The sequence below is a fragment of the Thalassovita sp. genome (assembly GCF_965218685.1).
GTDB lineage: Bacteria > Pseudomonadota > Alphaproteobacteria > Rhodobacterales > Rhodobacteraceae > Thalassobius.
The window spans coordinates 1,794,218-1,810,483 of sequence record NZ_OZ244657.1 but is presented as its reverse complement, the minus strand read 5'-3'; the positions used below and the strand labels follow the sequence as shown (position 1 = coordinate 1,810,483).

General features: G+C 62.4%; 20 protein-coding genes. 17 read left to right on the top strand and 3 right to left on the bottom strand.

What is annotated here, in order from left to right; genetic code table 11:
* Positions 1–8: 8 nt before the first annotated feature.
* Positions 9–437, bottom strand: coding sequence for an FKBP-type peptidyl-prolyl cis-trans isomerase (locus ACOQOQ_RS09125; protein ID WP_420566684.1), 429 nt, complete (start codon positions 435–437; stop codon positions 9–11).
* A 170-nt stretch (positions 438–607) separates the two neighbouring features.
* Between ACOQOQ_RS09125 and ACOQOQ_RS09120 the strand changes: the two genes are divergently transcribed.
* From ACOQOQ_RS09120 to modC, 13 genes are all read left to right on the top strand, one after another.
* Positions 608–1,294, top strand: a complete 687-nt coding sequence (locus ACOQOQ_RS09120) for a haloacid dehalogenase type II (protein WP_420566683.1) — start codon at positions 608–610, stop codon at positions 1,292–1,294.
* A 10-nt stretch (positions 1,295–1,304) separates the two neighbouring features.
* Entirely contained in the window at positions 1,305–2,129 is an 825-nt protein-coding gene (locus tag ACOQOQ_RS09115; protein WP_420566682.1) for an alpha/beta fold hydrolase, read from the top strand.
* Complete coding sequence (locus tag ACOQOQ_RS09110; RefSeq protein ID WP_420566681.1) at positions 2,126–3,097, top strand: threonine ammonia-lyase; 972 nt, start codon at positions 2,126–2,128, stop codon at positions 3,095–3,097. Before ACOQOQ_RS09115 ends, ACOQOQ_RS09110 begins: the two co-directional genes overlap by 4 nt.
* 187 nt (positions 3,098–3,284) lie before the next feature.
* Positions 3,285–4,454 (top strand): 4-hydroxybenzoate 3-monooxygenase, encoded by a 1,170-nt coding sequence (gene pobA / locus ACOQOQ_RS09105; RefSeq protein ID WP_420566680.1) that lies wholly within the window; start codon positions 3,285–3,287, stop codon positions 4,452–4,454.
* Positions 4,454–5,242 (top strand): 3-oxoadipate enol-lactonase, encoded by a 789-nt coding sequence (gene pcaD / locus ACOQOQ_RS09100; RefSeq protein ID WP_420566679.1) that lies wholly within the window; start codon positions 4,454–4,456, stop codon positions 5,240–5,242. Before pobA ends, pcaD begins: the two co-directional genes overlap by 1 nt.
* Positions 5,243–5,303: 61 nt before the next feature.
* Complete coding sequence (locus ACOQOQ_RS09095; protein ID WP_420566678.1) at positions 5,304–6,014, top strand: alpha/beta fold hydrolase; 711 nt, start codon at positions 5,304–5,306, stop codon at positions 6,012–6,014.
* Positions 6,015–6,028: 14 nt separating this feature from the next.
* Positions 6,029–7,354 carry a lyase family protein gene (locus tag ACOQOQ_RS09090; RefSeq protein ID WP_420566677.1) on the top strand — a complete coding sequence of 442 codons (1,326 nt, stop codon included), beginning with the start codon at positions 6,029–6,031 and terminating at the stop codon, positions 7,352–7,354.
* A 98-nt stretch (positions 7,355–7,452) separates the two neighbouring features.
* A complete protein-coding gene (locus ACOQOQ_RS09085; RefSeq protein WP_420566676.1) occupies positions 7,453–8,670 on the top strand; it encodes a TCR/Tet family MFS transporter in 1,218 nt (405 codons plus the stop codon).
* 140 nt (positions 8,671–8,810) lie between these two features.
* Positions 8,811–9,146: an ArsR/SmtB family transcription factor gene (locus tag ACOQOQ_RS09080; protein WP_420566675.1), complete on the top strand. Its 336-nt coding sequence runs from the start codon at positions 8,811–8,813 to the stop codon at positions 9,144–9,146.
* Between the two features lie 3 nt (positions 9,147–9,149).
* Complete coding sequence (locus tag ACOQOQ_RS09075; protein ID WP_420566674.1) at positions 9,150–9,503, top strand: winged helix-turn-helix domain-containing protein; 354 nt, start codon at positions 9,150–9,152, stop codon at positions 9,501–9,503.
* Between the two features lie 57 nt (positions 9,504–9,560).
* A complete protein-coding gene (modA, locus tag ACOQOQ_RS09070; protein WP_420566673.1) occupies positions 9,561–10,310 on the top strand; it encodes a molybdate ABC transporter substrate-binding protein in 750 nt (249 codons plus the stop codon).
* Complete coding sequence (gene modB, locus ACOQOQ_RS09065; RefSeq protein ID WP_420566672.1) at positions 10,307–11,002, top strand: molybdate ABC transporter permease subunit; 696 nt, start codon at positions 10,307–10,309, stop codon at positions 11,000–11,002. Before modA ends, modB begins: the two co-directional genes overlap by 4 nt.
* Positions 10,999–12,084, top strand: a complete 1,086-nt coding sequence (gene modC / locus ACOQOQ_RS09060) for a molybdenum ABC transporter ATP-binding protein (protein WP_420566671.1) — start codon at positions 10,999–11,001, stop codon at positions 12,082–12,084. The genes modB and modC overlap by 4 nt, the downstream gene beginning before the upstream one ends.
* Here the strand turns inward: modC and ACOQOQ_RS09055 are convergent, their stop codons facing one another.
* Positions 12,085–12,561 (bottom strand): DUF3237 domain-containing protein, encoded by a 477-nt coding sequence (locus tag ACOQOQ_RS09055; RefSeq protein WP_420566670.1) that lies wholly within the window; start codon positions 12,559–12,561, stop codon positions 12,085–12,087. It abuts the gene before it with no gap.
* A gap of 141 nt (positions 12,562–12,702) precedes the next feature.
* On the opposite strand from ACOQOQ_RS09055, the gene ACOQOQ_RS09050 reads away from it, so the two are divergent.
* Complete coding sequence (locus ACOQOQ_RS09050; protein WP_420566669.1) at positions 12,703–13,359, top strand: GntR family transcriptional regulator; 657 nt, start codon at positions 12,703–12,705, stop codon at positions 13,357–13,359.
* Between the two features lie 125 nt (positions 13,360–13,484).
* On the opposite strand, the gene ACOQOQ_RS09045 is transcribed toward ACOQOQ_RS09050, so the two are convergent.
* Positions 13,485–14,279: an SDR family NAD(P)-dependent oxidoreductase gene (locus tag ACOQOQ_RS09045; protein ID WP_420566668.1), complete on the bottom strand. Its 795-nt coding sequence runs from the start codon at positions 14,277–14,279 to the stop codon at positions 13,485–13,487.
* Between the two features lie 257 nt (positions 14,280–14,536).
* Between ACOQOQ_RS09045 and ACOQOQ_RS09040 the strand changes: the two genes are divergently transcribed.
* The 3 genes from ACOQOQ_RS09040 (at position 14,537) to ACOQOQ_RS09030 (ending at position 16,224) form a co-directional block, all read left to right on the top strand.
* Positions 14,537–15,034, top strand: coding sequence for an NUDIX hydrolase (locus ACOQOQ_RS09040; RefSeq protein ID WP_420566667.1), 498 nt, complete (start codon positions 14,537–14,539; stop codon positions 15,032–15,034).
* A 65-nt stretch (positions 15,035–15,099) separates the two neighbouring features.
* Positions 15,100–15,561 (top strand): DUF1178 family protein, encoded by a 462-nt coding sequence (locus tag ACOQOQ_RS09035; protein ID WP_420566666.1) that lies wholly within the window; start codon positions 15,100–15,102, stop codon positions 15,559–15,561.
* 18 nt (positions 15,562–15,579) lie between these two features.
* Positions 15,580–16,224 (top strand): SDR family NAD(P)-dependent oxidoreductase, encoded by a 645-nt coding sequence (locus ACOQOQ_RS09030; RefSeq protein ID WP_420566665.1) that lies wholly within the window; start codon positions 15,580–15,582, stop codon positions 16,222–16,224.
* The last annotated feature ends 42 nt before the right edge of the window (positions 16,225–16,266 follow it).

The window sequence follows — 16,266 nt, the reverse complement described above, 5'->3', positions numbered from 1 at the left end:
TCAGCCGATCAGTTGACCGAGACGATCTCGAACGCGAAGGTCAGCGCCTTGCCTGCCAGCGGGTGGTTGGCATCCAGGGTGACCTCTTCTTCTGTGATTTCCACCACGGTCACGGGTACAACCTGACCCGAGGGCGACTGCATCTGCAGCTGCAGGCCAACTTCCAGCGGGATCTCGGGCGGCACGTTGGAACGCGGGATCGCCTGGATCGCATCGGCTTGCGTTTCGCCATAGGCTTCACCGGGCTCGATCTCGACGGTCTTTTTCTCGCCGACGGTCATGCCGGGCAGGGCCTTGTCCAGGCCGGGGATGATCTGGCCGGAACCAACGGTGAATTCCAGCGGATCGCGCCCTTCAGAGCTGTCGAAGGTGGAGCCGTCAGCCAGCGTGCCAGTATAGTGAATACGGACGGTATCGCCCGATTTGACCTCGGTCATAAGATTTCCAGTCTTGTGATGGGGTGAATATCAGAGGCCGCGCATCGCGGGTGCTCGGGTGTGAATTGCCGGGCACCCTAACGATGCCCCCGGCGGATTGCAAACGGGTGACGGTTTAGGCTTTGCTGATCGGCCATCCCGTGCAAATCTGCCCCCGGGGAGGAGCTAACATGACCATCACAACCTGCATCTTTGATGCCTATGGCACGTTATTCGACGTCACCGCTGCCGCACGCGAGGCCGCCGCTGAGCCGGGCCGCGAGGGGCTGGCCAAGATTTGGCCCACACTGGCCGAGAACTGGCGCCTGAAGCAGCTGCAATACAGCTGGTTGCGCGCGGTGACCGGGCAATACACCGATTTCTGGCAAGTGACCGAGGACGGGCTGGACTGGGCGATGGAGGCCGCCGATCTGAACGACCCGGACCTGCGCGACCGGCTGCTTGCCCTGTATTGGGAGCTCAGCGCCTTTCCCGAGGTGCCGACCATGCTGCAGCAGCTGAAAGACGCCGGGCTGACGGCTGCGATCCTGTCCAATGGCTCGCCCGAGATGCTGGCCGGCGCGGTGAAATCGGCGGGGCTGAACGATCTGCTCGAGGACAGCCTCAGCGTTGAATCGGTGGGCAATTTCAAACCCGACGCGCGGGTCTATGACCTGGTCGGGCACCGTTTCTCTTGCGCGCCCTCGCAAGTGCTGTTTGTCTCGTCGAACGGATGGGATGCCTCGGCTGCGGCCAGCTATGGGTTCACCACGGCTTGGGTCAACCGGGCGGGTGATCCGGTGGACCGGCTGCCGGGCAAGCCACACCACATCCTGACCGACCTGTCCGGCGTTCCGGACCTGGCTGCCAGTTGCTGAAAGGACCACCATGCCGCACTTCACGACCTCGGACGGGCTGTCTCTGTACTACGAGGACGAGGGGACCGGCCTGCCGATCCTGTGCCTGTCCGGCCTGACACGTAACGCGCGGGACTTTGATTTCGTCGCGCCTTATCTGGCGGGCCACCGTGTGATCCGGCTGGATTATCGCGGGCGCGGCAAGTCGGACTGGGCCACAGACTACAGCACCTATTCGGTCCCCCGCGAGGCGCAGGACGTGCTGGAGCTGATGGCGCATATGGGGTTGGACAAGGTGGCGATCCTTGGCACCTCGCGCGGGGGGCTGATCGCCATGGTGCTGGCCGCCACCGCCAAGGACCGTCTGCTGGGCGTGGCGATGAACGATGTGGGGCCAGATCTGAACCTAGACGGGCTGACCGCGATCGTGGGCTATCTGGGCGTGAACCCAGAGGCCAAGACCATGGAAGAATTCGTTGCCCAGCGCGCTGACATGCCCGGTTTTGCCAAAGTGCCGCCCGAACGCTGGGCGCAAGAGGCCACGCATACCTATGTGCAAACGCCCAACGGCGTGCAGATCAACTATGACCCCAAACTGCGCGACGCGGTGATCGAGGGTATGGCCAACGCCGAGGCCCCCGACCTGTGGCCGCTTTTTGCTGCCATCGCCCCCCTGCCCTGTGCGGTGATTCATGGGGCCAATTCGGATCTGTTGTCGGCCGAAGCTGTGGACAAGATGGCCGATGCCATGCCCGGCCTGATCATCGCCCATGTGCCCGATCGCGCGCATGTCCCGTTTCTGGACGAACCCGAGGCGCTGGCGGCGCTTACCTCGTGGCTTGAGGCGATGCAATGAACCTGGAACTGATCCACGCCGCCGCTCAGCGACTGAAAGGGCGCGCGCGCGTTACGCCCCTTCTGGGATCGCCGTTTCTGGACGAGATCGCTGGGCGACGCGTGCTGATCAAGCCCGAGTGCCTACAGCACACCGGCAGCTTCAAATTTCGCGGTGCATGGTCAGCCCTTTCGGCGATGGACCCCGTCCAGCGAGACCGGGGTGTGATCGCTTTTTCCAGCGGTAACCATGCGCAGGGCGTCGCCTATGCGGCCCGACTGCACGGGACCAGCGCGGTGATCGTGATGCCTTCGGACGCGCCTGCACTGAAGATCGAAAACACCCGTGCGCTTGGGGCCGAGGTGATCCTGTACGATCGCGCAACTGAGGACCGCGATGCAATCGGTACCACCTTGGCTGACGAACGCGGGCTGACCTTGATCAAGCCTTTCGATGACCCCCAGGTGATTGCCGGTCAAGGCACAACGGGGTTGGAAATCGCCGCTCAGGCGGCAGAAATGGGCATCTCCCAAGCCGAGGTGATCGTCTGTTGTGGTGGTGGGGGCCTGACCTCTGGGATCGCGCTGGCGCTGGAACATCACGCCCCGGACATGCAGGTGCGCCCGGCCGAACCCGAGGGGTTTGACGACGTGCGCCGCAGCCTGCGAAGCGGCCAGATCGAGAGCAACGCGCAACTGACAGGCTCGATTTGTGACGCGATCATCACGCCTCATCCCGGTGCGCTGACCTTTCCAATCATGCAGCGGCTGTGCGGGCCGGGGCTGACGGTCAGCGATGACGAATGCCTGCACGCGATGGCGCTGGCGTTTCAGCGGTTGAAACTGGTGGCCGAACCGGGCGGCGCGGCGGCCCTAGCGGCGGCGCTTTTCCGCCCCGGGCAGCTGTCATCCGACACGGTGATCGTTACGATTTCGGGCGGCAACGTAGACGCGCAGATGTTCCAGACCGCGCTGCAACGATTCCTCTGACACCCTTAATTTCGACGGAAATCCGGCCCTGATCCGCCCTGTGGATCGGGGTTTTATCATGTAATTCAATACATTAACCGCCTCGATAGCCGCCTCAAAATTTAATTGACGAGGTTAATTATGTCCAATAAATTAGTTGACACTGTATATTAAAATAGCAAACTTCTTAGCGAACAGGGAGGAAAACATGCGTACACAAGTTGCCATCATCGGGGGCGGCCCGTCGGGCCTGCTGCTGTCTCAACTGCTGCACAAGGCCGGCATCGAAAGCGTCGTTCTGGAACGCCAGACCCGCGAATACGTGCTGGGCCGCATACGTGCCGGTGTGCTGGAAACCGGGTTCGTCAATCTGATGCGCGAGGCCGGCGTGTCCAAGCGCATGGACGCTGAAGGCTTCATTCATGACGGCACCCTGATCGCATATGACAACGAACAATTCAGGATCGACTTCGCGGAACATACAGGCGATCACGTGGTCGTCTATGGCCAGACCGAGGTTACGCGCGATCTGTATGATGCACGCGACGCGATGGGCGGCACCGTCATCCATGGCGTCAGCGATGTCGAGCTGAACGACCTGACCTCGGACAAACCCTACGTCACCTACACCCTGAACGGCCAATCCCAGCGCCTGGATTGCGACTTTGTTGCGGGCTGCGATGGCTTCCACGGCCCTTCGCGCCAGGCAATCCCGCTGGACGTGCGCCGCGAATATGAAAAAGTCTATCCCTTTGGCTGGCTGGGCGTCCTGTCCGAAACCCCGCCCGTGGATGACGAGCTGATCTACTCCAACTCGGACCGTGGCTTTGCGCTGTGCTCGATGCGCAATGCCAACCTTAGCCGGTACTACGTGCAGTGCTCGCTGTCCGACAGCCCCGATGACTGGTCCGACCAAGCTTTCTGGGACGAGCTGAAGCGCCGCATCCCCGAAGAGGCCGCCGACAAGCTGATCACCGGCCCTTCGATCGAGAAATCCATCGCCCCGTTGCGCAGTTTCGTGACCGAGCCGATGCGATACGGTGCGTTGTTCCTGTGCGGTGACGCGGCCCATATCGTGCCCCCCACCGGCGCAAAGGGCCTGAACACGGCTGCATCGGATATCCATTACCTGTATAACGGTCTGAAACAGCACTATCAGGACAAGGATTCCAACGGTTTGGACATCTATTCGCAAAAGGCTTTGTCCCGTATCTGGAAGGCCGAGCGTTTCAGCTGGTGGATGACCAACCTGCTGCACCGCTTCCCTGACCAAAGCGAATTCGACGTCAAAATGCAGCGCGCCGACCTGGAGTTTCTGCGCGACAATGATGCAGCGCAAAAAGTGCTGGCTGAAAACTACGTGGGTCTGCCCTTCTGATGCCATTTGCCGAGCTTCCAGATATTCGGCTCCATTACCGCGAACACGGAAAGGCCACCGGTGCACCGGTGGTCTTTGCGCATGCGCTGGGGGTGGATCTGACCGTCTGGGATCAGGTGGTCGAGGCCTTGCCCCAAGGGCTGCGGATCATCCGCATGGACATGCGCGGACACGGAAAATCACAGGTCACGCCCGCCCCCTATTCCATGGGCACACTGGTCCGCGACGCCGAGGCACTTCTGGACCATCTGAACATCCGCGAATGTGTCTTTGTCGGTCTGTCCATCGGCGGGATGATCGCGCAAGGGCTGGCCGTCAAACGTCTGGATCAGGTGCGGGCGCTGGTCCTGTCCAACACCGCAGCCAAGATCGGTCAACCCGGCGCCTGGCGCGACCGGATTGATCTGGTGCAGTCCAAAGGCATGGATGCGGTCGTGGATATGACGCTGGAGAAATGGTTCGGCCGCAGCTATCGCGCCAAAACCGATCTTGAGCCTTGGCGAAAGGCGATCACCAGCACCGACCCGCAGGGCTATATGGGCTGCTGCGCGGCGATCTCGGGCACCGATTTCTACACGCCCACGTCCGGCCTGCGCCTGCCCGTTCTGGGTATCGCCGGTTCTGATGACGGCTCGACCCCACCTGACTTGGTGCGCGAAACCGTCGATCTGGTCCCTGGCTCGCGCTTTCAGCTGATCCGCCGTGCAGGGCACTTGCCGTTTGTCGAACAGCCCCAGGCCTATTCCGAAGCTTTGACAAGTTTCCTGCGCGACATTGGCCACATCTAAACGCTCTTTCAGCTGCGCCCCTGCCCGTGTTAACACCGGCCCGACCACCAAGGGGACAGGCATGGCGAATATTCTGCTGATACATGGCGCGGCGCACGGAGCATGGTGCTGGCGCGATGTGATCCCCCGGCTTGGCGATCTTGGCCACACTGTTCGCGCCATTGACCTGCCCAGCCACGGGCAAGATCCGACCCCTTATTCCCAGGTCACGCTGGACAGCTATGCCGACGCCATTCTGGACGCGCTGGACGAACCCGCCGTTGTCGTCGCCCACTCGATGGGAGGGTATCCGGCCACTCTGGCGGCCGAGCGTGCGCCGGACCTGTTTCAGCGCCTGATCTATCTTTGCGCCTACGTCCCCGCCCCCGGCTTGTCGCTGGCCGAACGGCGCATGCAGGCGCCCCGCCAGCCGCTGCTGCCTGCCGTCCGCATGACCAAGGACCGCAAGGGTTGGAGCGCTGATCCCGCCCTTGCCCCCGGCATCTTCTATCAAGATTGCCCGCCTGAAACGGTGGCCTTTGCACTGGAACGGCTGAGCATTCAGGCCACGCAGCCCACCTCGGTTCCCGTCACCACCGGGGAAAACTATGCCCGCGTGCCCCGCAGCTATATCCGCTGCATGAACGATGGCACCATCCCGCCCGAATTCCAGGTCACCATGACCGCCGATTGGCCCTTGGACAGTGTCCATGAAATGCAGTGTGGCCATTCCCCGTTTTTCGCCGATCCCGCGGGGCTATCCGCGCTGATCGACACCATCCTTCAGAACTAAGTCAGGAACCTCTCATGGCTGCGTCGGTTTTCTCCTCCGAGCTTTTCACCCGCCTTTTCCCCGTCGGCGAGGCCGGCCGTCTGTTCACCGACAGCGCCGAGGTGCGCTCTTTGCAGCTGGTGATGGGTACGCTGGCCAAGGTGCAAGGACAGATGGGGATTATCCCAGAAGCCTCGGGCTTGTTCATTCACCGCGCAGCGCTTGAAATTCCGTTGGATCCCGGTGGACTTGCCGCCGCCACGGGCCAAAACGGTGTCAGCATTCCCGGTCTGGTCGAGACATTTCGCAAAGCGATGGAGGCACCAGAGCACGCGCAATACCTGCACTGGGGCGCGACCTCGCAGGACATCATCGACACCGCCCAAAGCCTGCGCCTGCGTCAGTTCCTGACGCTGATGGACAAAGGGCTGACGGCGCTGCTGCAAGACATGGCAACGCTTGCAAAGACCCACGCCGCATTGCCCATGCCGGCCCGCACGTGGGGGCAACAGGCCACGCCAACCTCTTTCGGGGCTGTCGTTGCAGGCTGGGGGGCGCCCTTGCTGGACCTGCGGGCCGAACTGCCCGCCCTGCGCCAACGCGCCATCTGGGTGTCGCTGTCAGGGGCTGCGGGCACCTCGTCCGCAATGGGGGACAACGCGCCTGAACTGCGTGCCGAACTGGCGAAGGCGCTGAACCTGACCGATCCGGGGCGCAGCTGGCACAGCGATCGTGGTCCTATCCTGGCGGTCGCTGCCTGGCTGACCCGCCTGACCGCCGCACTGGCCAAATGCGCCGAAGATCTGCTGCTGCTGACCCAAACCGAGATCGCCGAGGTCAGCCTGGGCGGTGCCGGATCATCCTCGACCATGCCGCAGAAACAGAACCCGGTGGCGGCTTCGGCCGTGGTGGCGCTGGCGCGCTCGGTCACAGGGCTTAATGTCACGCTGCAAGGGGCGGGCGCGCATCGGCAGGAACGGGATGGCGCAGCCTGGATGACCGAATGGATGACCCTGCCGCCGCTGAGCCTGTCCGCGGCCTCGGCGCTGGAACATGCCCAAGCGCTGCTGTCCGGCTTGGCCCCCAATCCGGACGCGATGCAGGCCGCGCTGCAAAGCAACGACCTGATCCACGCCGAAGCCCTATCCTTCCGGCTGGCCGAAATCATGCCCCGCCCCGAGGCGCAGGCCGCCACCAAGGAGTTGTGCCAGCAGGCACGGACGGGTGCGGGACTGGCTGCCGCGGCCCGCGCGGCCTATCCCGATTTGGCGCTGGACGACATCTTTGATCCGGTTCAGCAAATGGGTCAGGCCCCTGCTCTGGCGCGCGCCTTTGCCGACTGTGTGGGCACAAAAAGCTGACGGTCGGTCAATCAGATTTCCCCTTCCCCGAAGGACAAGCCGCACCTATCTAGATGGGGCGCCGCTGCGCGCGCCCATTTGTTTCGAGTGATTTTACCATGGCCAAACGCCTTCCGATCATCTTCATCATGATCACCGTGATGTTGGACGCAATGGGCATCGGGCTGATCATGCCCGTGATGCCCAACCTGCTGCAGGAAGTCGGCGGAGGCACCCTGGCCTCGGCAGCGGTTTGGGGCGGGATCCTTGCGACCTCGTTTGCGATGATGCAATTCCTGTTCAGTCCCATGTTGGGCCGCCTGTCCGACGCCCATGGGCGCCGACCCGTTCTGCTGGTCTCGCTTTTCGTGATGTCAGGCTATTACCTTGTGATGGCCGTCGCCGGATCGATCTGGCTGCTGATGATGGGGCGCATCGTCGGAGGCATTACTGCCGCCACCCATTCCACCGCCCATGCATATATGGCCGATATCTCTCGACCCGAGGACAAGGCCGCCAACTTTGGCCTGATCGGCGCGGGCTTTGGCGTAGGTTTTGTGCTGGGCCCTATGCTGGGAGGGCTGTTGGCAGAATATGGCACCCGCGCGCCGTTTTACGCCGCCGCTGCGCTGGCGATGGGGAACGCGCTGTTCGGCATGAGCGTGCTGAAAGAGACCGTCACCGAAAAGACCCGCCGCGCCTTTGACCTGCGCGCTGCCAACCCGTTTTCGGCCTTCCGCTCGATCGCAAAGCTTGAAGCGTCGGTCAAACCGCTGCTGTGGGTGCTGCTGCTGTATCACCTGGCCAACGTGGTCTATCCGTCGATCTGGGCGTTTTTCACCGTCGCCCGCTTTGGCTGGTCCCCCGAGGTGATCGGCCTGTCGCTGGGGGTCTATGGCATCTCGATTGCGGTGGTTCAGGGAGGGCTGATCCGTCCGGCCTCGCGCTATTTCGGGGACAGCCGCACCGTCCAGATCGGCATCATCATCGAGGTAATCGCCCTGACATTGGTTGGCCTGCTGTCGAACGGTTGGGTGGTGATGGCGCTGATCCCAATCTCTGCGCTGGGGGCGATTGCGCAGCCATCGCTGCAGGGCATCCTGTCGCGCATCGCGCCGGACGACCAACAAGGCGAGCTGCAAGGCGTGTTGTCATCGATCGCTTCGATCTCGATGGTGATTGGTCCGCTTTTGATGACGCAGGTCTTTGCGGTCTTTGCCAGCCCGGACGCGCCATTGCACCTGCCTGGCGCCCCTTTCCTGCTGGCGGCGGTGCTGATGGCTGTTGGCGGGGCGGTTTTCGCGGCAATTCACCGGCGAAACCGCGCCATTGCCTAGCGTCCTAGCGCCCCGGGCTTGCCATTGGTGCCCCGCAGATACATATTCCATGTAGCCAATGGATTGGGCGGGTCCTCTCGTCCTTTTTGTCCGAGCGTGTTAGGAAAGTGTGAAACAGCGCAGGATTAGACGAATTGAATATGCAATCGCCCCCCGCCCCGCCCTCTGAAATGGCCCGCAGCGCCCAGGATGCTGCAGCCTATCTGAAAACTCTGGCCCATGAGGGCCGGTTGATGATCCTGTGTCATCTGGGCTCGGGTGAAAAATCAGTGGGCGAGCTGGAAACCCTGTTGGAAATTCGTCAGGCCGCTGTCAGCCAGATGCTGGCCCGCCTGCGCGAAGAGGGTCTGGTCACAACCCGCCGCGACGGCAAGACCATCTATTATTCACTGGCCGATCAGAACACCTATGAGGTGATCCAGCTGTTGTATCGTCTGTTCTGCGGCCCCGCAGACGCCGAAGGCACCACCTGCTAACCGGTGCCGCGCCTTCGTATCCGCCTTGTTTTCGACGACGGCCTGAAGGTCGGTCCGGGCAAGGCTGACCTCTTGGAACTGATAGCTCAGAAGGGCTCGATCTCGGCCGCCGGGCGCGAGATGGGCATGAGCTATAAGCGCGCCTGGTCCCTTGTGGACGAGATGAACGCCGCCTTCGCCCAACCTTTGGTGCAATCCTCTCGGGGCGGGGCCAAGGGCGGCGGCGCCAGCCTGACCGAGGCCGGTCAGACCGTTCTGAACGCCTTTCGCACCCTGGAAACCAAGATGCAGACCGCCGGCGCACAGGAAATCGCAGTGATCTCGGATCTTCTGCTCGATATGTCCGGTGAAAAATAACGCTTGCCATCAAGGCCGCGCCAAGGCGATATGTTCATGAAAACATATTGAGGCCCGATGCTACGACTGATTGCCCTGCTGCTGACGCTGATACCAGCGCCCCTTTGGGCGCAGGACGTCACGGTTTTCGCCGCCGCCAGCCTTAAGAACGCGCTGGAACAGGCCGCGGCCGTCTGGACCCAAGACACAGGAACCAAGGTCGTGCTGTCCTTCGCTGGCAGCTCGGCCCTGGCCCGGCAAATTGATGCGGGGGCGCCGGCAGATCTGTTCATTTCGGCCAACGAGGGTTGGATGGATCATCTGGCGGCGCAGGGGCTTATCCAGACCGACAGCCGCGTTGTGCTGCTTGGCAACCGTCTGGTCCTGATCGGCCCTGCCGGTGCAGCCCCGCTGGGCCCGCTTGGCCCCGGCACCGATCTGGCGGCGCGTCTGGGGCCGGACCGTTTGGCACTGGCCCTGACCGAGGCCGTCCCCGCCGGGATCTACGCCAAGGCCGCCCTGGTCCATCTGGGCTTGTGGCCGCAGGTTGCCGATAAAACTGCCCCGACTGACAACGTTCGTGCCGCGCTGGCGCTGGTGGCCTTGGGCGAGGCGCCGCTGGGCGTAACCTACGCATCGGACGCGGTGGCACAGCCCAAGGTCAGCGTTCTTGCCACCTTTCCGGCAGACAGTCACCCTGCCATCCACTATCCGGCGGCGCTGATTTCGGACAAGGCACAGGCTTCGGCATTCCTCGACTTTCTGCAAACTCCGCGCGCACAGGCGATCTTTGCCGACGCCGGCTTTCTTATCCCGGAGGCTGAATGACCGACTGGATCACTCCTCAGGAATGGGACGCGATCACCTTGTCGCTGAAAGTCGCCAGTTGGGCGACACTGGGGGCATTGCCACTGGCCATCCTTGCTGCGCTGGCGCTTGCCCGCGGGCGGTTCCCCGGCAAACAGTTGCTGAACGGGCTGGTACATTTGCCGCTGATCCTGCCGCCGGTGGTGACGGGCTATCTGCTGCTGATCACCTTTGGCAAACGCGCGCCTGTAGGGGCCTTTTTGTACGAACATTTCGGGCTGGTCCTGGCCTTTCGCTGGACCGGGGCCGCCCTGGCTGCGGCGATCATGGCCTTTCCGTTGATGGTGCGGGCGATCCGTCTGGCAATCGAGGGTGTGGACCCCAAACTTGAGCAAGCCGCAGCAACGCTGGGTGCCTCTCGTATTGCGATCTTTGCCACGATCACTTTGCCATTGATCCTGCCCGGCATCCTGGCTGGCGCGATCCTGGCCTTTGCCAAGGCCTTGGGTGAATTTGGCGCGACGATCACCTTCGTGTCCAACATCCCCGGACAGACGCAAACGCTTCCATCGGCCATCTATGCGCTGTTGCAGGTCCCGGGCGCAGAAGGCTCGGCGCTTAAGCTTGTCGGCATTTCGGTAGTGCTGGCGATGGGGGCGCTTCTGGCCTCGGAGGCGCTGGCGCGCCGTGCACAAAAACGGGTGCAGGGATGAGCTTATCCGTCGATATCACCCATCAGTTCGATGACTTTCGCCTCAGCGTCAAGTTCGAGGCAGGCCCTGGCGTCACCGCGGTTTTCGGCCATTCTGGCTCGGGTAAAACCACGCTGATCAACGCCATCGCGGGCCTGCTGTGCCCCGATGAGGGCCGGATCCAGGTGAACGGGCGCACCCTGTTTGATCGCCCGTCAGGCATTCATCTTGCCCCGCACAAACGCCGCATTGGCTATGTCTTTCAGGACGCGCGGTTGTTCCCGCACCTGAATGTTGTGCAAAATCTGCGCTATGGGCAGCGGTTCCACAAACGCACCAGTCTGGCCATGGATGACGTGGTACAGATGCTTGGCATTGAAGCGCTGCTGCAACGCCGCCCCGGCGCGCTGTCGGGCGGAGAAAAACAGCGGGTCGCCATCGGCCGAGCCTTGCTGTCTGCGCCGGAACTTTTGTTGCTGGACGAACCTCTGGCCGCACTGGACAGCGCCCGCAAGGACGAGATCCTGCCCTATCTGGAACGGCTGCGCGATCACGCGGGTCTGCCGATCTTGTACGTCAGCCACTCGGTCTCCGAGGTCGCGCGGCTTGCCAACACCCTGGTCCTGCTAGAGCGCGGGCAGATGCGGCGCAGTGGCCCGGTTTCCGCGCTTTTGTCCGATCCCGAGGTCGCCCCCCTGATCGGCCTGCGCGAAACCGGGGCCGTATTGAGCGCCCGCGTACATCACCACCATGACGACGGGCTGACCGAGCTGCGCAGCTCGGGCGGGGCGCTTTTGCTGCCACGGATTTCCGCGCCCGTGGGCAGTGATCTGCGGGTCCGCATTCATGCGCATGAGGTGATGCTGTCACGTGAACGCCCCGCCGAGATTTCGGCATTGAACGTGCTGCCGGTGACCGTCCAGTTGTTGCGCATGGGCGACGGGCCCGGTGCTTTGGTGCGACTCAGCTGCGGTGACGATCACCTTCTGGCGCGGATTACTCGACGTTCGGCCCATGCACTGGATCTGCAACCCGGTACGCGCTGCTTTGCGATCATCAAGTCGGTCTCGGTCGCCCAGGGCGACGTTGGCGCCGCGGGCTGATCACTCAACCGCGAAAAGCGAGATCACGACCTGCCCGGCCAGACGCGCGCCCGTTCCCGAAAACAGCGTCTTGTTCACCCAGTCATAGCGCGGATCACCCGTTTCCAGCTGCGCCGTGGTGCGCATATAGTAACTGGCCGGATCCACATCATCCCCGCGTGCGACGGCGGCCAGAACCTCGGCCGGGCCGTGGCGATAGCCGTAGTTGCGGATCTCGATCAGGGCGCCGTCGGTGGTCTTGATGACATAGCGGGCCTCAAGCTCGGCTACTCCATTGGCCCAGATTGTCTGCCAATCTGCACCCAGGTTCAGGATCTCTCCGTTGATTTCCGGCCCCTCGGCGCGGCCACCAATAATGGGGATGATGCGGCGTTGACCGGCTTGGCCGGGCCCCATTTCCATGATCGGATCCAGTTCGACATACAGATCACAGACATGGCGCAGACCCGGTGGGGTCAGAACAGGTGCGTGGCTCATGGGGTCCTCCTCGAAAGTATTGCGGCCACCTTGCCCGTCGCCGCGCATCAGGGCAAGACGCGACAAAGCGAAATACCGCTGCGTAGATGTTGCCAATCGTCAGACATTATCGTGAAATGATCGAAACCAAAGTGGGGACCCATGACACAGGCCAAGACACAGGCGAAAAAAACGCTCAGCTCTGCCGATGCGCTGGCCCGAGATATCGTCCGGGGGCTTTACGCTGGCAGGTTCACCGCCGGACAACGTCTTGTGGAACCAGACCTGATGGAAAGGTTCGGGGTCAGCCGCTCGACCGTGCGTGAGGCGCTGCAGAAGCTAACCGCGCAGGGGCTGGTCGAGACCCATCTGAACCGAGGCGCCCGCATCCGCTCACTAACGCTGAAACAGGCGGAGAACACAGTGCTGATACTGGCGCAATTGCTGGCGCTGGCAGCACGACAAGCGGCCGAGAACATCGAAACCGGGGACGGACGTGCGCAGGTCGAAGAGGCGATGGCGCCTTTTGCCAGCCTTGAGCTTCCCGGAGATACATTCGAATTCGCGCGGCTGCGCAACAGGTTCAACCGGACACTGGCGCGTGTGGGCGGCAACGAGGAATTGGCGGCGATGCTGTCGAATATAAACGCGCATACAATCGGGCACCGGATGTCTGTTGCAGCCGAGGACAAGCGCCAGGCCTATTGCGGGATAGGCGCTGCGGTGCTTGAAGGCGATGCCGATCTGGCCGAGCAACGGGTGCGCGAGCACTTGTACGGCTATCTGGACGTACTGGCCGAGCGGTACCCCGAAAGTTGATAACGGATTGATCCAATGGGGCGCTGGCGCGCTCTGGATATCTCGGGCATATCCTGCGGATCTGCCCTCGGAGTGACGGGCCGCCGAAGCGGCCCTTGGCGCGTGTGGCCGAAGTTGGTCTGCCTTTAGGCCTGACCTTCGCGCAGCATCCGCTGCAATTTCGCCATTCCTCCAAGCCAGCGGTCATAGTCGGCCAGCTTATGCTCCATGTAGCCAGCAACCTGGGGATGAGGCAGGATCAGGAAACGTTCAGCCTCGACCCCGTCCAGGGCACAGTTCGCGACGTCCTGGGGTGACAGGATGCCATCCAGACCGGCCGATCCGCCACCGCCTGTGCCCTCGATCATCGCGGTTTGCACAGCTTGTGGGCAAAGCACAGAGACACGGATACCGCCGTCGCGGTGGGTAAACGCCAGATTTTCGGCAAATCCGATGGCCGCGTGTTTGGTGGTGCCATAGACTGCGCAACCGATCTGGTTAAGGACCCCCGCCGCGCTGACGGTGTTCAGAAAATAGCCCCCCCCGCGCGCCTGCATTCTGGGAACCAGGTGGCGAGCGGCGTGGACATGGGCCATCACGTTGATTTCCCAGGATGTTTGCCATTCCGCATCAGAAGCGTTCACCGACGTCGTCAGGCTGTCGTCCAGCCCCATCAGCACGCCTGCGTTGGAACAAAATAGACCGATGGGTCCGTGATCGGCCTCGATCTGATCAATCATCGCGCCCATGGCATCGCCGTCACGCACATCCAGCCCGACACCTTGGCCGCCGATTTGCTGCGCCACGGCTTGCGCCTTGTCGCCGTCCAGGTCCGCCACGATCACCCTGGCAGCGCCGCGTTGATGCAAAGCCTGTGCCAAGGCCTTTCCGATACCGTTAGCGCCGCCGGTCACAACGGCGGTCACCCCTTTGATTTGCATGATGGTCTCCTTCCCCTCTTCTCGCAGGGTGCAGTGTTTCGACTGGGCCGCGCTGACACAAGGGGCGGCGCGTTCTGACCGTGCGTCAGAGAGGACTGTCCACGATTTGAGGGGTCAGTTCTTGTGGCCTGAGGCTGCGCTGCCACAAGATAAGCCGCAATTTTCAGATGACAGGGGCGCCTGAGCCGTGCAAAATAAATGACAAGATCGGCCTGCGGGGTTATGGCCCCGCTCTGAAATCAGCGACAGAGGACCTTATGTCATACGCTCGACTGCCATCCTCGCCCTTTGCGCCAAACAAGGCGCCTGTCCTGCCCGTTTTGCCCGCCAAGACCGAGCTGCGCACCCAATTTGCTGCCCTGTGCTATCGTCAGAGCAAGGGCCAGACCGAGGTACTGCTGATCACCTCTCGTAAGTCTGGCAAGTGGATCTTGCCCAAGGGATGGCCGATGAAGGGGCATGTTCCTGCACGAGTGGCCGCGCAGGAGGCTTGGGAAGAGGCCGGCGTAAAGGGCACACCGATCGACCATTGCCTGGGGCTTTATTCCTATCGCAAGACCACCGCCCAAGGCGTGATCCTGCCCTGCATCGCCCTGATCTATCCGGTTCAGGTAAACTGTCTGAAAAAGCTGTGGCCCGAAACCGGCCAGCGCCGCCGGAAATGGTTCGCACCCAAGAAGGCCGCCCGCAAGGTGCGCAGCCGCGAGCTGGCGCGTGTTCTTCAGGATTTTGACCCCACACGGCTGCTTGGCTAGCTTGATTTTTCCCGCCTCGACGGTATTTAGTGGTTCAGTTCCCAACAGGGCCACACGGCAAGACCATGATTCAGTTCACCTTGAAATGCGACAAGGACCATCGGTTCGACAGCTGGTTTCAGTCCGGCGCGGCGTTTGACAAGCTCAAAGCCGCCGGAATGGTGACCTGTTCGATCTGCGGCTCGGCGCAGGTGGAAAAAGCAATCATGGCGCCGCGGGTGCGCCCGGCGCGCATGGCCGCGCCTGCACCGCCGCCCGAAGCTCCGGTCGATCTGCCTGCCCCCGCGTCACTGAGCGAGCCACAAAACGCCGCCGAAGAGGCCTTGGGCAAACTGCGCCGCAACATCGAGGAAAACTCGGAATACGTTGGCGATAAGTTCACCCAAGAGGCCCGCGCCATGCACGAAGGCGACAGCCCCGAACGCGCCATCTATGGCGAGGCCAAGCTGGACGACGCCAAGCAATTGATCGAGGACGGTATCCCCGTCCTGCCCCTGCCCTTCATGCCAGGACGTAAAACCAACTAACCCGAAAGGGAGCTGCCCATGCATATCGTCATCACCGGGGCCAATCGCGGCATCGGCCACGAGCTTTTCGCGCGCTACACCGCTGCTGGCCATCAGGTGACTGGCACTGCCCGGCAAGGTCAGGACTATGTGCCGCTGGATGTGACGGATGCGGCCTCGTTCGGCAATCTGGCAAGGGCGGTGGATGCGCAGCCAGTGGACCTGCTGATCTGTAATGCAGGGCTTTATCTGGACAAGGGCCAAACCCTGGCCGAGGGCTATCCGCCCGAGATGTGGGCCCAGATGATGGCCACCAACGTCACCGGCGTCTTCCTGTCCGTTCAGACCCTGTTGCCGAACCTGCAGATGGCCAAGGGCGGTAAGATCGCCATAATCTCGTCGCAGATGGCCAGCCATACGCGCGCGCCGGGGGGCAGCTATATCTATCGCGCTTCCAAGGCCGCCGTGCTGAACCTGGGCCGCAATCTGTCCACTGACCTGAAGGGGCTGGGCATCGCCGTTGGCATCTATCATCCCGGCTGGGTGAAAACGGATATGGGCGGTGACGGCGCTGAACTGACGGTGGAGACCGCAGCGCAGGGGTTGATGAACCGGTTTGAAGCCCTGTCCCCCGCCACCACCGGCTGCTTCGAGACATGGGACGGCCAGCCCCACCCCTATTGAGGCGCGACACAATCGCCACTTTTTTTCTTGCTGCTCGATGAA